Raw genomic sequence first — 18,351 nt, 5'->3', positions numbered from 1 at the left:
ATTAACGCCTGGTGCATAAAAAGGGGCCCTTCCTAACGCGCGTCAGCGGCGCGGGCCGAGCGCCTGGTCGACGGCCCTCCCCAGGGCGGCCACGACCAGGCCCACCGACGGGCGGACCACCGAGTCGTCGATGCTCACCTCGCCGGAGAAGCCGGCGCCCGTGGCGATCTCCTCCAGCCGCCGGCGGGCGTCGGCGGCGTCGTCGCCGCTCATGCCGAGCGCCGACTCCATCCGCAGCACCACGACCAAGGTGGCAAGTGCGGCGGTCCGCTCGTCCGGTGCCACCGAGCCGGTAAGCGCCTCGGTCAGCCGATGCCGGGTGTCGGCCTCGACGGAGGCGTCCACCACGGGGTAGCGGTGCACGTGGATGAAACCCAGCTCGGTCTCGTCGACGTCCCGCACCACGCCCTGCCGGCACAGGTCACCGAGGATCTTGTCGCGCAGGCCGTGCCGCAGACGCTGCACCCAGGAGGCCGGGGTGTGCGGGGTGTCGGCGGCGATCCGGCCCAGCACCTCGTCGGCGACCGGCTCGCCGGTAGGCGTCGGGTTGATCACCGTGAGCGCCCCGTCGGCGTACGCGAGCCGGCCCGCCAGGGCCAACTCGATGAGAACCGCAGCGGCCATGCCCAGGTCCAGGCTGATCCGCGGCATCGTCGCCTTGCCAGTCGTGTCGTCGTAGGCGAGTAGCAGCAACTCCTCGGCGAGCGCAACACCTGTCATGGCCGCACACGCTAGCGGGTTCGCGCACCACCGCGCGCGAACCCGCCGGCACCCACCACCGACCGGGTGGCGCGTCAGAACCGGGGCATGCCGCCGAACTGGCGGTCACCGGCGTCGCCGAGCCCGGGGACGATGAACATGCTGTCGTTGAGCCCCTCGTCGATCGAGGCCGTGACCAGGCGCAACGGCAGGCCGGAGCGTTCCAGCCGCTCGATACCGAGCGGCGCGGCGAGCACGCAGAGCACTGTGATGTCCGTGCACCCGCGGTCGGCCAGCAGCCGGCAGCAGTGCTCCAGCGAGCCGCCGGTGGCGAGCATCGGGTCGAGCACCAGCACCGGCAGGCCGGCCAGCTCCCGGGGCAGCGACTCCATGTAGGCGCGCGGCTCGTAGGTTTCCTCGTCGCGGGCCAGGCCGACGAAGCCCATCGACGACTCCGGCAGCAGGCCGAGCGCGGCGTCCGCCATGCCCAGGCCGGCGCGCAGCACCGGCACCAGCAGCGGCGGGTTCGCCAGCCGGGTGCCGACGGTGCCGGTGACCGGCGTCTGCACCGGGTACTGCTCGACGGGGAAGGAGCGCGCCGCCTCGTACACCAGCATGGTGGTCAGTTCGTGCAGCGCCGCCCGGAACGTCGAGGAATCGGTGCGCGCGTCCCGCATGGCGGTCAGCCGGGACTGGGCCAGCGGGTGGTCAATGACGTGTACGTCCACGATCGCTCAACCTACCGGGCGGGCCGCGGCGGTGGTGCGGGTGCTGTCGGACCAGCGACGCCGCTCACCCGGGCCACCCAGGCGACTTGCGTGAGCAAGATCACAGGCTCGTTCCGTGCGTAGACTCCGAGACATGACGGCGACAACGACGTCGGCCCGGTCGGACCTCTCCGAGCTGGGACGATCCGAGACCGCTCTGCGGACCTTCCTGCACGGCCTCCCCGGCGTGGATCAGGTCGGCGCGGAGCAGCGGGCGGCGCAGCTCGGCACCCGCTCCATCAAGACCACCGCCAAGGCGCAGGCCATCGACCTGGCGATCCGCATGGTCGACCTGACCACCCTGGAAGGGGCGGACACCCCCGGCAAGGTCCGCGCGCTGGCCGCGAAGGCACTTCGCCCCGACCCGGCCGACCCGTCCTGCCCGCACGTCGGCGCCGTCTGCGTCTACCCGGCAATGGTCCCGTACGTCGCCGAGGTGCTGCGCGGCTCAGGTGTCCACCTGGCCAGCGTGGCGACCGCCTTCCCGTCGGGCCAGGCGCCGCTGGAGGTCAAGCTCGCCGACACCAGGGCCGCCGTCGCGGCCGGCGCCGACGAGATCGACATGGTGATCAACAGGGGCGCGTTCCTGGCCGGGCGCTACAAGGAGGTCTACGACGAGATCGTGGCCACCAAGGGAGCCTGCGGGGACGCCCACCTCAAGGTGATCCTGGAGACCGGCGAGCTTGCCACCTACGACAATGTGCGCCGCGCGTCCTGGCTGGCCATGCTGGCCGGCGGCGACTTCATCAAGACGTCGACCGGGAAGGTCCCGGTCGCTGCGACGCTGCCGGTGACCCTTGTGATGCTTGAGGCCGTCCGCGACTTCCGCGCGGCCACCGGGCGGCAGGTCGGCGTGAAGCCGGCCGGCGGCATCAAGACCACCAAGGACGCGATCAAGTACCTGGTGATGGTCAACGAGACCGTCGGCGCGGACTGGCTCGACCCCGACTGGTTCCGCTTCGGCGCCTCCAGCCTGCTCAACGACCTGCTGATGCAGCGCACCAAGCTGACGACCGGCACCTACTCCGGTCCCGACTACTTCACCCTGGACTGAGAGCCGATGTTCGAATACGCACCCGCCCCCGAGTCCCGCTCGGTGGTGGACCTCAAAAACGCCTATGGGCTGTATATCGGTGGGGAGTTCGTCGACCCGACCGACGGCGGCAGCTTCAAGTCGATCAACCCCGCCTCCGAGGAGGTGCTTGCCGAGATCGCCGAGGCCGGCGCACAGGACGTGGACCGTGCGGTACGCGCCGCGCGCACGGCGTACGACAAGGTCTGGGGTCCCATGCCGGGCCGGGACCGGGCCAAGTACCTGTACCGGATCGCCCGGCTCATCCAGGAACGCTCCCGCGAGCTGGCCGTGTTGGAGTCACTGGACAACGGCAAGCCGATCCGGGAGTCCCGCGACGTCGACCTGCCGCTTGTCGCCGCGCACTTCTTCTACTACGCGGGCTGGGCCGACAAGCTTCCGTACGCGGGGTTCGGCGCGAACCCGCAGCCGGTCGGGGTCGCCGCGCAGGTCATCCCGTGGAACTTTCCGCTGCTCATGCTGGCCTGGAAGATCGCCCCGGCGCTCGCGGCGGGCAACACAGTGGTGCTGAAGCCGGCCGAGACCACCCCGCTGACCGCGCTGCTGTTCGCCGAGATCTGCCAGCAGGCCGACCTGCCGGCCGGTGTGGTCAACATCGTCACCGGCGCCGGCGACACCGGCCGTGCGCTCGTCGAGCACCCCGGCGTCGACAAGGTCGCCTTCACCGGCTCCACCGAGGTCGGCCGGGCCATCGCCCGGTCCGTCGCGGGCACCCGCAAGAAGCTCACCCTTGAGCTGGGTGGCAAGGCCGCGAACATCGTCTTCGACGACGCGCCAATCGACCAGGCGGTCGAGGGCATCGTCAACGGCATCTTCTTCAATCAGGGGCACGTCTGCTGCGCCGGCTCGCGGCTGCTGGTCCAGGAGAACGTCGCCGACCGCGTGCTGGAGTCGCTGAAGCGCCGGATGGCCCACCTGCGCGTCGGCGACCCTCTGGACAAGAACACCGACGTCGGCGCCATCAACTCGGCCGCCCAACTGGAGCGGATCCGCGAGCTGTCCGACGCCGGCGCAGCCGAGGGCGCCGAGCGCTGGTCGCCGCCGTGCGAGCTGCCCGACCGGGGCTTCTGGTTCGCGCCCACCATCTTCACCGGGGTCACCCAGGCGCACCGCATCGCCCGTGAGGAGATCTTCGGGCCGGTGCTGTCGGTGCTCACCTTCCGCACGCCGGCCGAGGCCGTCGAGAAGGCGAACAACACGCCGTACGGGCTGTCGGCCGGGATCTGGACCGACAAGGGCTCCCGGATCCTGTGGATGGCCGACCGGCTGCGCGCCGGAGTCGTCTGGGCCAACACGTTCAACAAGTTCGACCCCACCTCGCCGTTCGGTGGTTACAAGGAGTCGGGCTACGGTCGCGAGGGCGGCCGGCACGGGCTGGAGGGCTACCTCAATGTCTGAGCGGGTCGCGGTACGCAAGACGTACAAGCTCTTCATCGGCGGGAAGTTCCCGCGCAGCGAGTCGGGACGGTCGTATCTCGTGCAGTCCTCGAATGTGTCACTGGCCTCCCGCAAGGACGCCCGGGACGCGGTGGTCGCCGCCCGCGCCGCCGTGAAGGGCTGGGCCGGCGCGACCGCGTACAACAGGGGTCAGATCCTCTACCGGGTCGCCGAGATGCTTGAGGGTCGCCGCGAGCAGTTCGTGGCCCTGGGCGTGCCCGGCGACGAGGTGGACGCCGCTGTGGACCGCTGGGTCTGGTACGCCGGCTGGTCCGACAAGCTCCCCCAGGTGTACGGCGGCGCCAACCCGGTCGCCGGCCCGTACTTCAACCTGTCCGCTCCCGAGCCGACGGGCGTGGTCGCGGTGGTGGCACCGGAACGACCGGCGCTGCTCGGCCTGGTCAGTGTGATCGCTCCCGCGATCGTCACAGGCAACACCGTGGTGGTGGCGGCGTCCGCGACCGAACCTCTCGCGGCGGTGACCCTCGCCGAGGTGCTTGCGACCTCCGACCTGCCCGGCGGGGTGGTCAACATCCTCACCGGCGCGATCACCGAAACCGCGCCGACGCTGGCGGCCCACATGGACGTCAACGCGATCGACCTGACCGGGGTGACCGACGCCGACCTGGCCGCCGACCTGGAGGTCAAGGCCGCGGAGAACCTCAAGCGGGTGCTCCGGCCGGCCCCGGCCGACCACGACTGGTCCGCCGATCCAGGCGTGACCCGGATGACCGCCCTGCTGGAGACGAAGACGGTCTGGCACCCCAAGGGGGTGTGATGCGGTCTCGGCCTTCTGGTTTCCGGGGAGCCCGCCCACTCCGGGCGGTCAGGCTTGATCCCTGCGTGGGCGGGCTCCCTCGGAAAACCTGACCTGGGCCGGGTCCGTTTCGAGGTTCGATCTTGGCGCGTCCAGATCGCTGTTTCCTTGAAGTAGTGGCCTTCGAGCACGTCGAGGCCACTACTTCACTGCTCTTGTGCGGATCTTGGTCGTGCGGGGTGGGTGGGGGTCTACTACCGAGGGTAGGATTGGCGGCGTGACTCGGCTGGGTGATCTTGAGCGTGCGGTGATGGACGTGCTGTGGGACGTGGTCCCCGGCACGTCGGACGGTGTGACCGTGCGCGAGGTTGCCGACGCGCTCGACGGCCGCGAACTGGCCTACACCACTGTGATGACAGTGCTTGATCGACTGGCCGGCAAGGGCATGGTGCAGCGGGAGCGGGAGGGCAGGGCCTGGCGCTACCGACCCGCGGCCAGCCGTGAGGCGCACATCGCCCAGCTCATGCTCGATGCCCTCGACCTGGGTGGCAGTCGGGACGCGGCGCTGGTGCGCTTCGCCCGCTCGGTGACCGGCACCGAAGCAGAGGTGCTACGGGCAGCTCTGGAGACCGAGGCCGGCTCGGGCTCCACCGGCGGCGACCAGGGCGGGACGGCCACGGAGTTGACGGACCGGGTGGACGGGCCGACCGGCCGCCGACCGGCCGGCGAGGCAGCGGAGCGGTAGGCGCGCCATGGCGTACGCCGCGCATTTCGCCGCCACCATGCTGGCCTGCTATCTGACCGCTCAGGTGCTGGCCCGTTCCACCTGGACGTGGCGCAGCCCTCGGGTGGCGATCATCTGCTGGCAGGCCGTCGGGTTGGCGTTGGGCCTCTCCGCGATCGGCCTGCCGATGGCGCTCGGCCTGTCCGCGTACGACCTGCCGACCGGAAGCGCACTGCTCGCCCTGGCCAGCGATCTCGTCCACGGCACCCTGCCGGCCGGCGAGACCGCGTTCCACCTGGCCGGAGTCGGTGTGGGCATCGGCATCTGGGCGATGCTCGTCGCCACTACCGCGCGCAGCATCCACGGCGCCGTCCTCGCCCAGCGCCGGCACCGGGACCTGCTCACACTTGTGGCCCGCAACGACCCCGCCGCGCCCGGCGCACTCGTACTGGACCACCCCAGTGCCGCCGCGTACTGCCTACCCGGCGTCCGGCCGCAGGTGGTGGTCAGCGCGGGCACGCTCAGCCTGCTGGACCGGGCCGAGTTGGCCGCCGTACTCAGCCACGAGCGCGCACACGCCAACGAGCGGCACGATCTGGTGCTGCTGCCGTTCACCGCGCTCTGCCGGGCGTTGCCGTGGTTCGGATGGGTACGGGACGCGCACGAGAGGGTCGCCCTGCTTGTCGAGATGCGCGCCGACGACAAGGCACGCGAACTGCACGCCGAAGCGCCACTGGCGGGCGCGCTACGCAGGTTCGCCGCCGCCGGCCACCGCATCACCCCGGCGGGCGCGCTGGGCATGGGCGATCGAGACCTTGACGTACGCGTGCAGCGCCTCCTGATCAGCGACAGCCCGCCCCGGATCCTGGGCGGCACCGCCCTGGCCGTCGCCGCCACCCTGGTGGCCCTGCCGATAAGCCTCTTCCTGAGCTGACCCGCCACGCGCCGCGCCGCGCCCTGCCCGGCCGCGCGCCGCGCTGCCGCACCCTTGCCTTGCCGCGCGCTGCGCCGCCCTGCGAGATCGCGCGCATGATCGTGCTCGATCCAGGATCGAGTGGCATTCCGGGCGCGCGAGGCCACTTCATCCAGGATCGAGCACGATCTTGCCCCGAAGGCTCGAAGGCTCGGAACCCACCGCCGTACGACTTCTTGTAGTAGCCGTGGACTTATAGGTAGCGACGCTACGTGTAGAGTTCCTACGACAAGGGAGCCAACACCTTACGGAGAGCCGGCCATGGACACGCTGCTCCTCGCCCGTCTGCAGTTCGCCACCACCACCTCGATCCACTTCCTGTTCGTGGTCGTCACGCTCGGGCTGGTCACCCTGCTGGTCGGGATGCAGACCGCCTGGGTGCTCACCGGCAACCCGAAGTGGGAGCGGCTCACCCGCTACTGGGGCCAGCTCTACGTCATCAACTACGTGCTCGGTATCGCCACCGGCATCGTGATGGAGTTCCAGTTCGGGCTGAACTGGAGCGGCCTGTCCCGCTACGTCGGCAACGTCTTCGGCGCGCCACTGGCCATCGAGACACTCGTGGCGTTCTTCCTGGAATCCACGTTCCTCGGGATGTGGATCTTCGGTTGGCACCGACTCCGCAAGGGCGTCCACCTCGCGCTGCTGTGGGGTGTGGCGCTCACCGCGTACGCCTCAGCGTTCTGGATCATGGTGGCCAACTCCTGGCTCCAGAACCCTGTCGGCTACGAGGTCCGCGACGGGATCGCCCACCTCACCGGCTTCGGCGCGCTGCTGACGAACCCCAGCCTCGGCATGGCGTTCGGGCACGTGGTGTCCGCCGCGCTGCTGGTCGGCGGGATGCTCATGGCAGCGGTCAGCGCCTGGCACCTGATCCGGCGTACACACGATTTCCTGCTCTTCCGCACCTCACTGCGGATCGGCCTGGTCACCGCGGCACTTGCCATCACGCTGGTGCAGGGCTTCGGGTTCGCCCAGTTCGGGGCTGTCGGGGCCGTGCAGCCCACAAAGTTCGGGCAGGGCCCGGAGGCGCAGGCGCTCATCGCCGAGTGGACGGCCCGGTTCGGTCCGGGCGACTACGCACCGCCGGTGCTTGCCAACGTCGGGCTGGGCTTCATGATCCTGATCGGCCTTGCCCTCGGCTGCGTCTGGTTCCTGCTCCCCCTGCTCTTCCGGGACTGGATCATCCGGCTGCGCTTCCCGCTCTGGCTGACAGTGCTCTCCCTGCCGCTGCCGTTCGTCGCGGTCATCCTCGGCTGGATCGCCCGGGAGGTCGGCCGCCAACCCTGGGTGGCGTACGGGCTGCTGCCCACCGAGCAGGCGGTCTCCCCGGTCGGCGCGCCCGTGATGCTCACCTCGCTCATCGGCTTCAGCCTCCTGCTGGGCACCCTCGCCGTCACCAACTGGGTGCTGCTGGCCCGGCACGCGGCACGCGGCGCGGCCGACCCGGCTCTCGGCCGCCCACCGGCGCCGTCCAGCGAGCCGGCCCGCCCCGAACCCGCCCTCTTCTGAGGAGATCATCGTGGACCTCGCCTGGTACGCCCTGCTCGGCCTCTTCTTCGCCACCTACCTGGTGCTCGCCGGCTACGACTACGGCGTGGGGCTGCTGCTGGCCCGCGGCATCGGGCCCGCCGGTCGGCGCGGCGCACTCAACGCCCTCGGCCCGTTCTTCCTCGGCAACGAGGTGTGGCTGGTCGCCGCCGTCGGCATCCTGTTCGGCGCGTTCCCGCTGCTGGAGGGTGAGTTGCTCGCCGGCTGCTATCCGGCCGTCGCCGGCGCGCTTGTCGGTGTCGTACTGGTCACCGCCGGGGTGCAGCTGCGCAGCCGGTCGGCCGACGAGCGCATCCGTGCCCGCTGGGACCGGGTCGTGATCGTCGGCAGCATGCTCGCCGCGCTGGGCTGGGGTGTGCTGCTGGCCGCGCTGCTCCAGGGCGTACCCCGCCAGGCTGACGGGCACGTGGCAGGGGTGTCCCACCTGGCCACGCCCTTCGCGGCCGCCGCCGGGCTGGCCATGCTCGCCCTCGTCGCGGTGCACGGGGCGACCTTCCTCACGCTACGGCTGCCGGCAGCCGACGCCGTGGTGGTCGGCCGCACGGCCCGCCGGCTGGTTCCGGTGGCGCTGTCCGCGGTCGCCCTGGCCACCGTCGTGGGCCTGCTCTCCGCTCGGGTACGCGACGCCGTCCAGCGGCCGACGCTCGGCGTACTCCTGCCGGTGTTGCTCGTGGGCGCGTTGCTGGCGGCCCGTGCGGCGCTGGCGCGGCGGCGACCGGGGTGGGCTCTGGTCGCCACCGGCACCGCCCTGGCGCTGCCGGTGGCGCTTGTCGGTGCGGCGCTCTGGCCCTACGTGCTGGTGTCCACGACCGACCCGGCCGCCTCGCTGACGGTGGCCGACGCCGCCGCGAGCACACCCACGTTGCGGCTGCTTACCTGGGTGGCGTTACCGCTGCTGCCGGCCCTACTAGGCTTCCAGGCGATGTGCTGGTGGGTTTTCCGGGGACGGACCGACGGCAGGGCACCGGTGTACTGGTGAACCGCCGTCCCTTCGACCCGCGTCTGCTGCGCCGGGTCCCTGCGGCCCGGCGCGACCTTGCCGTGCTCGCGCTCCTGGGCGTGCTCGCCGCCGGGCTGATCGTCGCGCAGGCCACCGCGCTGGCGTCGGCGCTGGCCACGGCCTTCGAAGGAGAGCTGAACAGCCGGGCACTGGCGGGTTTCGTGGTCGCGGTCGCCGCCCGGTCGGCGCTGGTCTGGGCACAGGGCACGGTCTCCGCGCGGGTCGCGGCCACCGTCAAGGCCACGCTGCGGGCCGATCTGTTCCAGGCGGTGGGCCGGCACGGGCCGGCCTGGGTGGCCGGCCAGCGGGCCGGCCAGCTCGCCACCCTGTCCGGCCGAGGGCTGGACGCGCTGGACGCGTACTTCACCGGGTATCTGCCGCAGCTGGTGCTCAGCGTGACGGTGCCAGTGGCGGTGCTGGCCCGGGTCGTCTTCGCCGACTGGGGCTCGGCGGTGATCATCGCGTGTACGTTGCCGCTCATCCCGATCTTCGGCGCGCTGCTCGGCTGGCAGGCGCAGGCCGCGACCGAGCGGCAGTGGCGCCGGCTCTCCCTGCTGGGCGGGCACTTCCTGGACATGGTCGCCGGGCTGCCCACGTTGCGGGCGTTCGGTCGGGCGCGGGCGCAGACCGAGGTGGTCCGCCGGATGGCCGACGGGCACCGGATCGCCACGATGAAGACGCTGCGGATCGCGTTCCTCTCCGCGCTGGTGCTGGAGCTTGTCGCCACCCTGTCGGTGGCACTGGTGGCCGTGCCGGTGGGCATCCGGCTGCTCGGCGGCGGGCTGGCCCTCCAGACCGCGCTGCTGATCCTGCTGCTCACCCCGGAGGCGTACCTGCCGCTGCGGGCCGCCGGCAGCCGCTTCCACGCCAGCATGGAGGGGCTCACCGCGCTGGACGAGGCGCTCACCGTCTCGGCCGCCCCGGCGGCCCCCCGTGCCAGCGAGGGCGCTGCCACCCCGCACGGGCGAGGCGAGATCCGGTTCGAGGCCGTGACAGTGGCGTACGAGCGGACCACAGCGCTGCGCGACGTGACACTTACCATCCGGCCCGGCGAGCGGATCGCCGTCATCGGGCCCAGCGGCGCCGGCAAGAGCACCCTGCTCGGCCTGCTGCTCGGCTTCGTGACACCGACAAGCGGCCGGATCACCGTGGACGGCGTCGACCTCGCCACCGCCGACCCGGACGCCTGGCGTCGACAGGTCGCCTGGGTGCCGCAGCGGGCGCACCTCTTCGCCGCCACGCTTGCCGACAACATCCGGCTCGGCGCTCCGGACACCCCGCCGGAGGCGCTCTCCGCAGCGGTACGCGACGCCGCGCTCGACGATGTGGTGGCCGGTCTGCCGGACGGGCTGGACACGCTGCTCGGCGAGCGCGGGCACGGCCTCTCCAGCGGCCAGCGGCAACGTGTCGCACTGGCTCGGGCGTTCCTGCGGGACGCCCCGGTGGTGCTGCTCGACGAACCCACAGCACGGCTGGACACGGCCGCCGAGGCTGTGGTGCTGGACGCCACCCGCCGGCTTGTCGCTGGACGTACCGCGCTGCTTGTCGCGCACCGGCCGGCGCTGCTAGCCGACGCCGACCGGATCCTGCGCGTCGAGGACGGCCGGGTCACCGAACTGACGCCCGAACCGATGCCGAAGGTGGCCCGATGAGCACGGCACCGGCGAGCGGCACGATCGACGCCGGCGACGCGCCCTCCGCCGGCCGGGTGGCCGCCGAGCAGGCGGTGCTGAGGCTCGCCCGCCCGTACCTGGGCCGGCTGGTCGGCGCGGGACTGCTCGCCGCAGCCACCGAGTTCGCCGGTCTCGCCCTGATGGCCACGGCCACCTGGCTGCTGATGAGCGCCGCTGGCCAGCCTCCGCTGGACCGGCTCACAGTGGCGATCGTCGCCGTACGTGCGCTGGCGATCAGTCGGGGCGTGTTCCGCTACACCGAACGGCTCGCCGGGCACGACGCGGTGCTCCGCATGATCACCGACGTCCGGGCCCGGGTGTTCGCCACACTCGCCGCCCGCCGCGCCACCGGACACCGCTCCGGGGACGTCCTCAGTCGACTGGTCTCCGACGTCGAGGCGGTCCAGGACCTGCTGCTACGGGTGCTGGTGCCGGCCTCGGCGGCGGCTCTGGTCGGCGTACTGGCGGTGGGCGGAGCGGCGCTCATCTCGCCAGCGACCGCCGCCGTGCTCGCCGTCGGCCTGCTCGTCGCCGGGGTGGCGCTGCCCGCGCTGGCCACAGCGGTCACCCGGCGCAGCGCGGCAGAGGTCGCCCCGCTGCGGGGCGCGCTCGCCACCGACGCCGTCGACCTCACCCACGGTGCCGCCGACCTGGCCGCGTTCGGCGCGACCGACAACGCGCTGCGCGCCGCCGAGGACCGCGCCGGCCGGCTCGCCCGGCTGGAACGCCGGCTGGCCGCCACCGGGTTCGCTGTCGACGCGGTCGGGGTGCTTGTCGCCGGCTCGACAGCCGCCGCCGTGGTGCTCGTCGCGCTGGCCGCCGACGTGCGAGGGGTGCTGGTCGGGGTGCTGGCCGTCGGCTCACTGGCCGCCGTCGAGGTGGCTCTGGCCTTGGTCGCGGCCGCCCGACAGTGGACTCAACTGCGGCCCGGCCTGGCCCGGGTGGCCACCCTGCTCGACGCCGAAGCGCCGACCTCCCGACCCGTCGACGCCGTGACGGCTGACGCGGAAGGTGATGCCGCTCCTGACGTCCCGCACGAGTTGCGCTTCACCGACCTGACCGTGCGGTACCGGGCCGGTGCCGCACCCGCACTGGACCGGCTGAATCTGGACCTGCCGGCCGGCCGGCGGATCGCTGTCGTCGGCCCGAGCGGCGCCGGCAAGAGCACCCTGGCCGCCGTGCTGACCGGCGCGGTCCGCCCCACCACCGGCCGGGTCACCCTGGCCGGGCGGGACCTGTCCACGTACGCCGAGGAGGAGCTGCCCCGCATCGTCGGTGGACTGCTCGCCGAGGCGTACGTCTTCCACGCCACGGTGCGGGAGAACCTGCTGCTCGGCCGGGCCGCCGCGAGCGACGACGAACTGGCCGCCGCGACCGAAGCCGCCGGCCTGCTCGACTGGGTACGCGCCCAGCCGGCCGGCTGGGACACCCTGGTCGGCGAGGAGGGCGGTCAACTCTCCGGCGGCCAGCGGCAGCGCCTCGCGCTGGCCCGGGCCCTGCTGGCCGCGCCCCCGGTGCTGGTGCTCGACGAGCCCACCGAAGGGCTGGACCCGGTCGCCGCGGACGCGGTGCTCGCCTCCGCACTCGCCGCCACCCCCGCCGGGCACTCGGTGCTGCTGATCAGTCACCGGCTCAGCGGGCTGGCCGAGCTGGACGAGATCGTCGTCCTGGACGGTGGCCGGGTGATCCAACGCGGCCGGCACGCCGAGCTGGTCGCCGCGCCGGGCTGGTACCGGGACCAGTGGCTGCTCCAGGCGGCGGCCGAGCGCGGGTACCTGGCACTCGCCCCCTGACCCGTTTCGGGGACGGACCAGGGTTCTCCCTGACGTCGGGGCATCGGCGCCGTGGCAGGGTGGTGCCATGCCACGCGCCGAGGACGTCCTGGTGGAGGAACACCTGCGAGAGTTGGCCTCCCGGCTGCACGGGCCGGCGCGGCTGAAGTCCGACCTGCTGACCGAGGCGCGGCACGATCTGCTGGACGTCGTCGACGCGTACCGCGAGGTCGGGGTGCCGCCCACGGAGGCGCAGCGCCGGGCGGTGGCCGAGTTCGGCTCGGCGACGCAGGTGTTGCCCTCCTGGCAGGCCGAGTTGGCGGTGGCGGCCCTGCGCGGGCTCTCCCTGCGGATGCTTGCCGTGGCCGGCGTGGCGGTGGCGGCCGGTGACCTGACCTGGCACGGGTCGAGCTGGAGTGCCGGCGGGCCTCCGCCGTTCGCCTACCGGCTGCTTGCCGAGTCCGTCGACTGGATCTGGGTGAGCGCGCTGCTGCTCGCGGTGGCGGGTCTGCTGGTGGTGGCGGTGAGCGCCCGGTCGACCCGACCGGGCGTGGCGGTCGCGCAACGTGCGGTGGGCACCGGTCTGACGGGCGTGCTGGTGCTCGGCGTGCTCACCGGTGGGGCGCTCTTCGGCTGGTCCCTCGGCATGTGGGACGCGGCGCTGACCTGGCCGCCGATGATCATCGGTCTGGTGCTGGCCGGCGGGGCGTACTTCTCGCTGAGCCGCGCGGCACGTGGCTGGCTGCGGGCCACCGCCGCCCGCTGATCCGCGGCCCGGTGCGTTCAGGCCGAGGTGGTGGGGGCTGCGCCGGGGTCGAGGAACCTGCCGACCGTCACGCGGAACTCCTGCCACCCGGCCCGCTCACCGGCCAGCGCCCGGCGGCCGGAGTCGGTGAGCTGGTACGTGCGTCGCTCCCGCCCGTTGACAGTGCTCCAGGTGCTCGCCACGTGCCCGGCGCGCTCCAGCCGGCGCAACGCCGGATAGATGGTGCCGGTGGGCAGGTCGAGGCTGCCGTCGCTGCGGGCGCGCAACGACTCGATGATCGCGTAGCCGTGCAGAGCGCCCTGTTCGAGAACGGCGAGGAGAAGGGCGTCGAGGTGACCGTGCAGCGACTGGGCCTTCATGCGTAGCAACGCTACTTGTCGCGCGCCCTGTGCGCCACCGCCGCACACACGCAGGCCCGAGCCGTTCGTCGACCGGCCGACGGGGTGCGGGCTCCAAGCTTCCCGAGCCGCCGACTAGGGTATGTGCCCAGAGTCACTCGTCGGTCCGAGACGCCGGCGGGTCAGCAACCCGAAGCACACGGAGGTCAGCGTGGCCCGCCAGTCGCCCCAACGGCCCGACGCCGACGAGCCCGAGCTCGACGACACCACCGGCCCGGCCGAGCCCGACGAGGCCGACGAGGCCGACGACACCCCCCGCGCCGCGGTCGACCGGGCGCTGTGGGAAGAGCTGCGGATCGACCCGGTGGAGATCGCCCTGCCCGCCGGCACCGGCTTCACGCTGCGGGCGTACCGGCCGGCAGGGTCGCTGACCCCGACCGACGTGACCGAACGCGACCAGGACGACCCGTTCCTCGCCCGCCGTCAGGTCATCGAGGAGGAGGAGGAGGACGACGAGACCGTCGTCATCCTCGACGAGGACCTGGCCGAGGAGTTCGCCGACGACGACGAGACCGAGCCGTCGCGCCGTCGCCGGAGCGGCACCACTGACGCCGACGCGACCGCCGACGAAGTCGACGAGGACGAGGACGACACCGACGAGGCGGACGACGAGGAGGTGCCGGTCTTCCTCAGCCACCGGGGCAAGCTGCTGCTGTTCAAGACCCCCGAGTCGTTGGTCAGCTTCATCCGTTCCGGCGCACCGAATGATCTGTCCCAACTGGACAGCTGGAATGAATTGTCCGAACGGGTCGAGCCGGCCGACATCGTGCCGCTCGACGAGGACACCTACGAACTCGACCTCGTTGTGGAAAACCTGCGCGGCGGGCACGACGCGTGGGATTCGACCCTGCTCATCGAGGCCGGCGAGGTCGCCCGCGACCTGTCGTACGCGTTGCAGCTGCCCGCGGTCCTGGACATGCTCTCCGCCGGCTCCAGCCTCGACAACCTGGACGAGGCCCTGCGGGCGACCGTCAACGGCGGCATCGGCGGTTTCATGGGCCGGCGACGGTTGAAAAAAATCGGGGCACAAACCGCAAGTCTGGGTTGGCGCACGATTGTCGGCAAGATCTCTGCGGTCGTGGACTGGCGCGACTGACCCGTACCGGGGAGCATCAGTTGCTGGCAGTAGGAAGACCTGTCCCGGGAGGAGGACGACGCCTTGGCGCTCGTGCGCGTGTACTGCGGTCTGGCCTCGGCGGATTCGGCTGACCGACCGGCCCCGGCCAGGTCGACGCTGACGTCCGCGGTGGTCGATGACGCAGGCCGTCTGCTGCATGTCAGCGAGATCGGTGACGACGCGGCTGGCTACGCCCAGCTCGTCGCGCTGCTCGTGGAGCGGTCGGGCGGGCCGAGCGGTGCGGCTATCGCCGCCGACAGCGACGACAACACTGTCACCTCGCTGTTGAGCGCGGCGGGTCGTCCCCTGGCGATCGCTGACGACGACCTGGTGGACGACTTCGCCGAGCGGTTCGCCGACGACGACTCGCTTGAGGAGATGCAGTCGCCGCCGGCCGAGCGTCGTGCCGTCGGCCTGGCCCGCGCGTTGCAGGCCGGCGCACTCTCCGCCGTCACACTGCCGGCACCCCGGGACCTCGCCGGCTACAAGCAGGTGCTCGCCGCGCACGCCGCTCTGGCCAGCGGCCGGCACTCCGCCGCCGTGGCGCTGCGTGAGGTGCTGCGGGAGCTCTACCCGGCGGCGCTGCGCGCATACCCGGACCCGGCCGAGCCGGTCTCACTGGCGGTGCTGGACGCCCTGCCCGAGCCGGGCATGCTCGGCGGCACCGTCGCCCGCGGCCGCGAGGTGTCCGTCGCCGCGGACGCCATCGCCGCGCACCTCGCATCGGACGGGGTGGCCGACGCCGAAGAGATCAACGAGGCGGTCACCGCGCTGCGGGTCGCCATCTCGGAGACACCGCGACGCGCCACCGTCAACCGGGCACTCACCTCCGCCGTGGCCGAGACGGTCCGGCAGGCCGTCGCCTCCGTGCGGGCCTGTGACGCCGGCTGCGAGGCGCTGGTGAGCGCCCTCGGCGCACGGGTGCGGACGCCGGCCCCGACGCCGGGCCGCCGTGCCGCAGCCCGTCATGACGACTCTGCCGACGAGCTGATCGGCCTGACCAACACGGGCAACGGCCTGCGTGCCGTCCGACCGACCCCGACCCCCGAGCCGACGCCAGTCGTCGGCCGGCGCAGCCGTCCCGAGCCGGCCCCGGGCAGCGCCCCGTTGGCGTCGCCGCGCCCACTCGGGCCGCCGCCCGTCGCCCCTGCTCCGGTCACGCCGCCTCCTGTCGCACCCGCACCCATGGCCCCGGCTGCGATGGCCGGCCCGCCGGTGTCGGCGCCTCCCGGGCGGGCCGAGCCGCTCCCGAGCCGGATCGACGGCCCAACCAACCGGCCGGTCTCCGCGCCGCCGCCTCCGCCGCCCGGGATCACCCCGATCGCTCCGGCGCAGCGCGGCGCCGTGCCGCCGGCCGAGGCGGGCGAGCCATTCCGGCCGACCCTCACCACCGCCGCGATCAACAACGCGCGGGCCGAGCGGCAGCGGACTGTCATCCCGCCCCGTCCCAAGACCAACGGCGAGCGACCGAGCCACCAGCGGCCCATCGAGCCCAGCCACCAGCGGCCCATCGAGGAGCCGCCAACCGGCGGGTTCAGCGCCACCGACCTCAGCATCCCGGTGCCCGCCCCCCGGCCGGGCCAGGAGCAGCAGGCGCCTCCGGGCTCCCGGGCCAACTGGCCTCTGGTCAACAACCCGGAGGACCCGGCCGACAGCTCGCCGAACAATCCGGCCGCCTACTCGTACGGTGGCGGTCGGGGCATCGAATCCCCGACCGATCCGGGTCGGGCCGACGGTCGGGTCACCCCGCCGTGGCTGGCCGACGACCTGCCGCAGGAGCCGCCCATGTTGCGGCTTGTCGAGCCGCCGCCACTGGCCGACCGGGCGCTGCGGGACGGGCTCAACCCGTCGACCGACCCGCGCCTGGAGACGCCGCCGCTGCGGCTCGTCGACCGGGAGCAGGCCGCCCGCAACGGCCGCCCGTCGCCGCGCGCCGACCGCGCCCCCGAGCACCGTCCGGCGCCCCCTGTCGAGCATCGGCCGCCGCCGGTCGCTGACGAAGGTGACGGTGACCTGCTGATCTTCGCGCAGGCCAAGTCCGCCTGGTTCGTCGGGCACGCCGAGGAGTCCGATCTGGACTGGTCGACAACTGCCGACACGGGCTGGCAGGCCGCCGAGCAGGCCGCCCGGCCGTCGGTCGGCGCCGAGACCAACGCCGGGCTGCCGAAGCGGGTGCCGCAGGCCAACCTCGTCCCGGGTTCCCCGCTGCGCGAGGAGCGTCCACTGCGGATAGTGCGTGACGCCGCGAGCCTCGCGGAGAACACCACCGGCTACTTCCGGGGCTGGCGTCGCGGGCAGGAGATCGGCGGGTTCGCGGTGGGCGGTCGACCGGGTCGCGAGGCCGCCGGCGGCTGGGACTTCAGCCGCGATCACGGTGACCGCGACGACGACCACGAGTACGAGTACCGCTCCGCGGGCTACCAGTCCTGACCGGGTTCACCCCCACCACACGCAAAAGAGATCTTGGAAAGAGGTGGCCCCTGAGGGGGCGACTTCCTTCCAAGATCTCTTTTGCGTTGCGTAGACCCCGGATGGCCGGGGCCGGGCAGCACTAAGCGCCCGGTGGCGGCCAGGGCCACCACCGGGCGCGGGATCGTCCCGGTCAGGCCGGAGCGACGGCGCGCGTACGGCGCATTGTGAGCACGTACTCGACAAGCGAGATCAGTACGTGCTTCGTCGACTCCCGGTTACGGGCGTCGCAGGCCACCACCGGCACGTCGCTCGAGATCGCCAAGGCGTCCCGGACGTCCTGCGGGTCGTGGTACTGCATCCCGTCGAAGCAGTTGATGGCCACCAGGTACGGCAGCCGCCGGTGCTCGAAGAAGTCGATAGCCGCGAAGCAGTCGGCCAGCCGGCGGGTGTCCACCAGCACGACCGCGCCGATCGCGCCCCGGACCAGTTCATCCCACATGAACCAGAATCGGGTCTGACCCGGCGTACCGAACAGGTACAGGATCAGGTCACGGTCGATCGAGATCCGGCCGAAGTCCATGGCCACCGTGGTCGTCGTCTTACCCGGCACCTGCCGGGTGTCGTCGACGCCCACGCCAGCGGAGGTCATGATGGCCTCAGTGGTCAGCGGCGTGATCTCCGAGACCGAGCCGACCAGCGTCGTCTTACCGACGCCGAACCCACCGGCAATAACGATCTTCGCCGACGTCACGCGCCCGCTCGGGTTCGGCGGGCGGTGCGACATGTCAGAGCCTGCGAAGTCCACTCAGCACCCTCTCCAGCAGTTCAGTGCCCACCGCGTCGTCGGAGTCGTCCAGGATGGTCGGCTCGTGGACCGCGACCAGGCCGTCCGTCGCCATGTCGGCGATGAGCACCCGGGCCACACCGAGCGGGAGCTGCATCCGCGCCGCGATCTCAGCGAGCGACTGCACGCGTCCGTCACACAGCGCGGCGATGTACTGGTGTTCGCGGCCCTGACCGCCGTTGCCATGGGCAGCGGCCCGACCACGCACCGTCGTTTCGACGAGCGCCTCCAGCGCGATATCGAGCCGGGGGCGGGTACGACCACGGGTCACGGCGTATGGACGGACCAACGCTCCGGTCGGTTCGTCACGATCGGCCATGTCGCCGCTCACCTCCTTCGCACCCGATACCGGCTCCCACCGGTGGAAC

Annotated in this window: 17 protein-coding genes; 12 read left to right on the top strand and 5 right to left on the bottom strand. The window is 72.4% G+C overall.

Annotated features, from left to right (window positions below; genetic code table 11):
- Positions 1-42 precede the first annotated feature (42 nt).
- Positions 43-720, bottom strand: coding sequence for a GOLPH3/VPS74 family protein (locus ACPXB1_RS01700; protein ID WP_355592554.1), 678 nt, complete (start codon positions 718-720; stop codon positions 43-45).
- 74 nt (positions 721-794) lie between these two features.
- Positions 795-1,427: a uracil phosphoribosyltransferase gene (gene upp, locus ACPXB1_RS01695; RefSeq protein ID WP_355592556.1), complete on the bottom strand. Its 633-nt coding sequence runs from the start codon at positions 1,425-1,427 to the stop codon at positions 795-797.
- 133 nt (positions 1,428-1,560) lie between these two features.
- Between upp and deoC the strand changes: the two genes are divergently transcribed.
- The 10 genes from deoC (at position 1,561) to ACPXB1_RS01645 (ending at position 13,212) form a co-directional block, all read left to right on the top strand.
- Positions 1,561-2,520, top strand: coding sequence for a deoxyribose-phosphate aldolase (gene deoC / locus ACPXB1_RS01690; RefSeq protein WP_355592558.1), 960 nt, complete (start codon positions 1,561-1,563; stop codon positions 2,518-2,520).
- Positions 2,521-2,526: 6 nt separating this feature from the next.
- A complete protein-coding gene (locus tag ACPXB1_RS01685) occupies positions 2,527-3,957 on the top strand; it encodes an aldehyde dehydrogenase family protein (protein WP_377663966.1) in 1,431 nt (476 codons plus the stop codon).
- Positions 3,950-4,774 carry an aldehyde dehydrogenase family protein gene (locus ACPXB1_RS01680; RefSeq protein WP_355592562.1) on the top strand — a complete coding sequence of 275 codons (825 nt, stop codon included), beginning with the start codon at positions 3,950-3,952 and terminating at the stop codon, positions 4,772-4,774. The genes ACPXB1_RS01685 and ACPXB1_RS01680 overlap by 8 nt, the downstream gene beginning before the upstream one ends.
- Positions 4,775-5,030: 256 nt before the next feature.
- Positions 5,031-5,498, top strand: coding sequence for a BlaI/MecI/CopY family transcriptional regulator (locus ACPXB1_RS01675; protein WP_053659324.1), 468 nt, complete (start codon positions 5,031-5,033; stop codon positions 5,496-5,498).
- A 7-nt stretch (positions 5,499-5,505) separates the two neighbouring features.
- The gene (locus ACPXB1_RS01670) at positions 5,506-6,411 is read left to right on the top strand and encodes a M56 family metallopeptidase (protein WP_355592564.1); all 906 of its coding nucleotides are present in this window, start codon (positions 5,506-5,508) and stop codon (positions 6,409-6,411) included.
- Positions 6,412-6,711: 300 nt separating this feature from the next.
- On the top strand, positions 6,712-7,962 hold the full coding sequence (locus ACPXB1_RS01665) for a cytochrome ubiquinol oxidase subunit I (protein WP_355630155.1): 1,251 nt from the start codon (positions 6,712-6,714) through the stop codon (positions 7,960-7,962).
- 10 nt (positions 7,963-7,972) lie between these two features.
- Complete coding sequence (locus ACPXB1_RS01660) at positions 7,973-8,980, top strand: cytochrome d ubiquinol oxidase subunit II (RefSeq protein WP_355630158.1); 1,008 nt, start codon at positions 7,973-7,975, stop codon at positions 8,978-8,980.
- Positions 8,977-10,653, top strand: a complete 1,677-nt coding sequence (gene cydD / locus ACPXB1_RS01655) for a thiol reductant ABC exporter subunit CydD (RefSeq protein WP_355630161.1) — start codon at positions 8,977-8,979, stop codon at positions 10,651-10,653. The genes ACPXB1_RS01660 and cydD overlap by 4 nt, the downstream gene beginning before the upstream one ends.
- On the top strand, positions 10,650-12,467 hold the full coding sequence (gene cydC, locus ACPXB1_RS01650) for a thiol reductant ABC exporter subunit CydC (RefSeq protein ID WP_355630163.1): 1,818 nt from the start codon (positions 10,650-10,652) through the stop codon (positions 12,465-12,467). Before cydD ends, cydC begins: the two co-directional genes overlap by 4 nt.
- A 67-nt stretch (positions 12,468-12,534) precedes the next feature.
- A complete protein-coding gene (locus ACPXB1_RS01645) occupies positions 12,535-13,212 on the top strand; it encodes a permease prefix domain 1-containing protein (protein ID WP_355592574.1) in 678 nt (225 codons plus the stop codon).
- Between the two features lie 17 nt (positions 13,213-13,229).
- On the opposite strand, the gene ACPXB1_RS01640 is transcribed toward ACPXB1_RS01645, so the two are convergent.
- Positions 13,230-13,571 (bottom strand): PadR family transcriptional regulator, encoded by a 342-nt coding sequence (locus ACPXB1_RS01640; RefSeq protein WP_355592576.1) that lies wholly within the window; start codon positions 13,569-13,571, stop codon positions 13,230-13,232.
- Between the two features lie 121 nt (positions 13,572-13,692).
- On the opposite strand from ACPXB1_RS01640, the gene ACPXB1_RS01635 reads away from it, so the two are divergent.
- Complete coding sequence (locus tag ACPXB1_RS01635; RefSeq protein WP_425734706.1) at positions 13,693-14,706, top strand: DNA primase; 1,014 nt, start codon at positions 13,693-13,695, stop codon at positions 14,704-14,706.
- Positions 14,707-14,745: 39 nt separating this feature from the next.
- Positions 14,746-17,157, top strand: a complete 2,412-nt coding sequence (locus tag ACPXB1_RS01630) for a transposase (RefSeq protein WP_355592848.1) — start codon at positions 14,746-14,748, stop codon at positions 17,155-17,157.
- A 172-nt stretch (positions 17,158-17,329) separates the two neighbouring features.
- Here the strand turns inward: ACPXB1_RS01630 and ACPXB1_RS01625 are convergent, their stop codons facing one another.
- Together ACPXB1_RS01625 and ACPXB1_RS01620 are read right to left on the bottom strand one after the other, a co-directional pair.
- Entirely contained in the window at positions 17,330-17,923 is a 594-nt protein-coding gene (locus ACPXB1_RS01625) for a GTP-binding protein (RefSeq protein WP_007455465.1), read from the bottom strand.
- Between the two features lies 1 nt (position 17,924).
- Positions 17,925-18,302: a DUF742 domain-containing protein gene (locus ACPXB1_RS01620; protein ID WP_355592580.1), complete on the bottom strand. Its 378-nt coding sequence runs from the start codon at positions 18,300-18,302 to the stop codon at positions 17,925-17,927.
- Between the last annotated feature and the right edge of the window lie 49 nt (positions 18,303-18,351).

Origin of the sequence: Micromonospora sp. DT68 (assembly GCF_049847245.1) — a bacterium.
GTDB classification, from domain to species: domain Bacteria; phylum Actinomycetota; class Actinomycetes; order Mycobacteriales; family Micromonosporaceae; genus Micromonospora; species Micromonospora profundi.
Note: the sequence above shows the minus strand (reverse complement) of the source record. Positions and strands in the feature narration are given on the sequence as shown.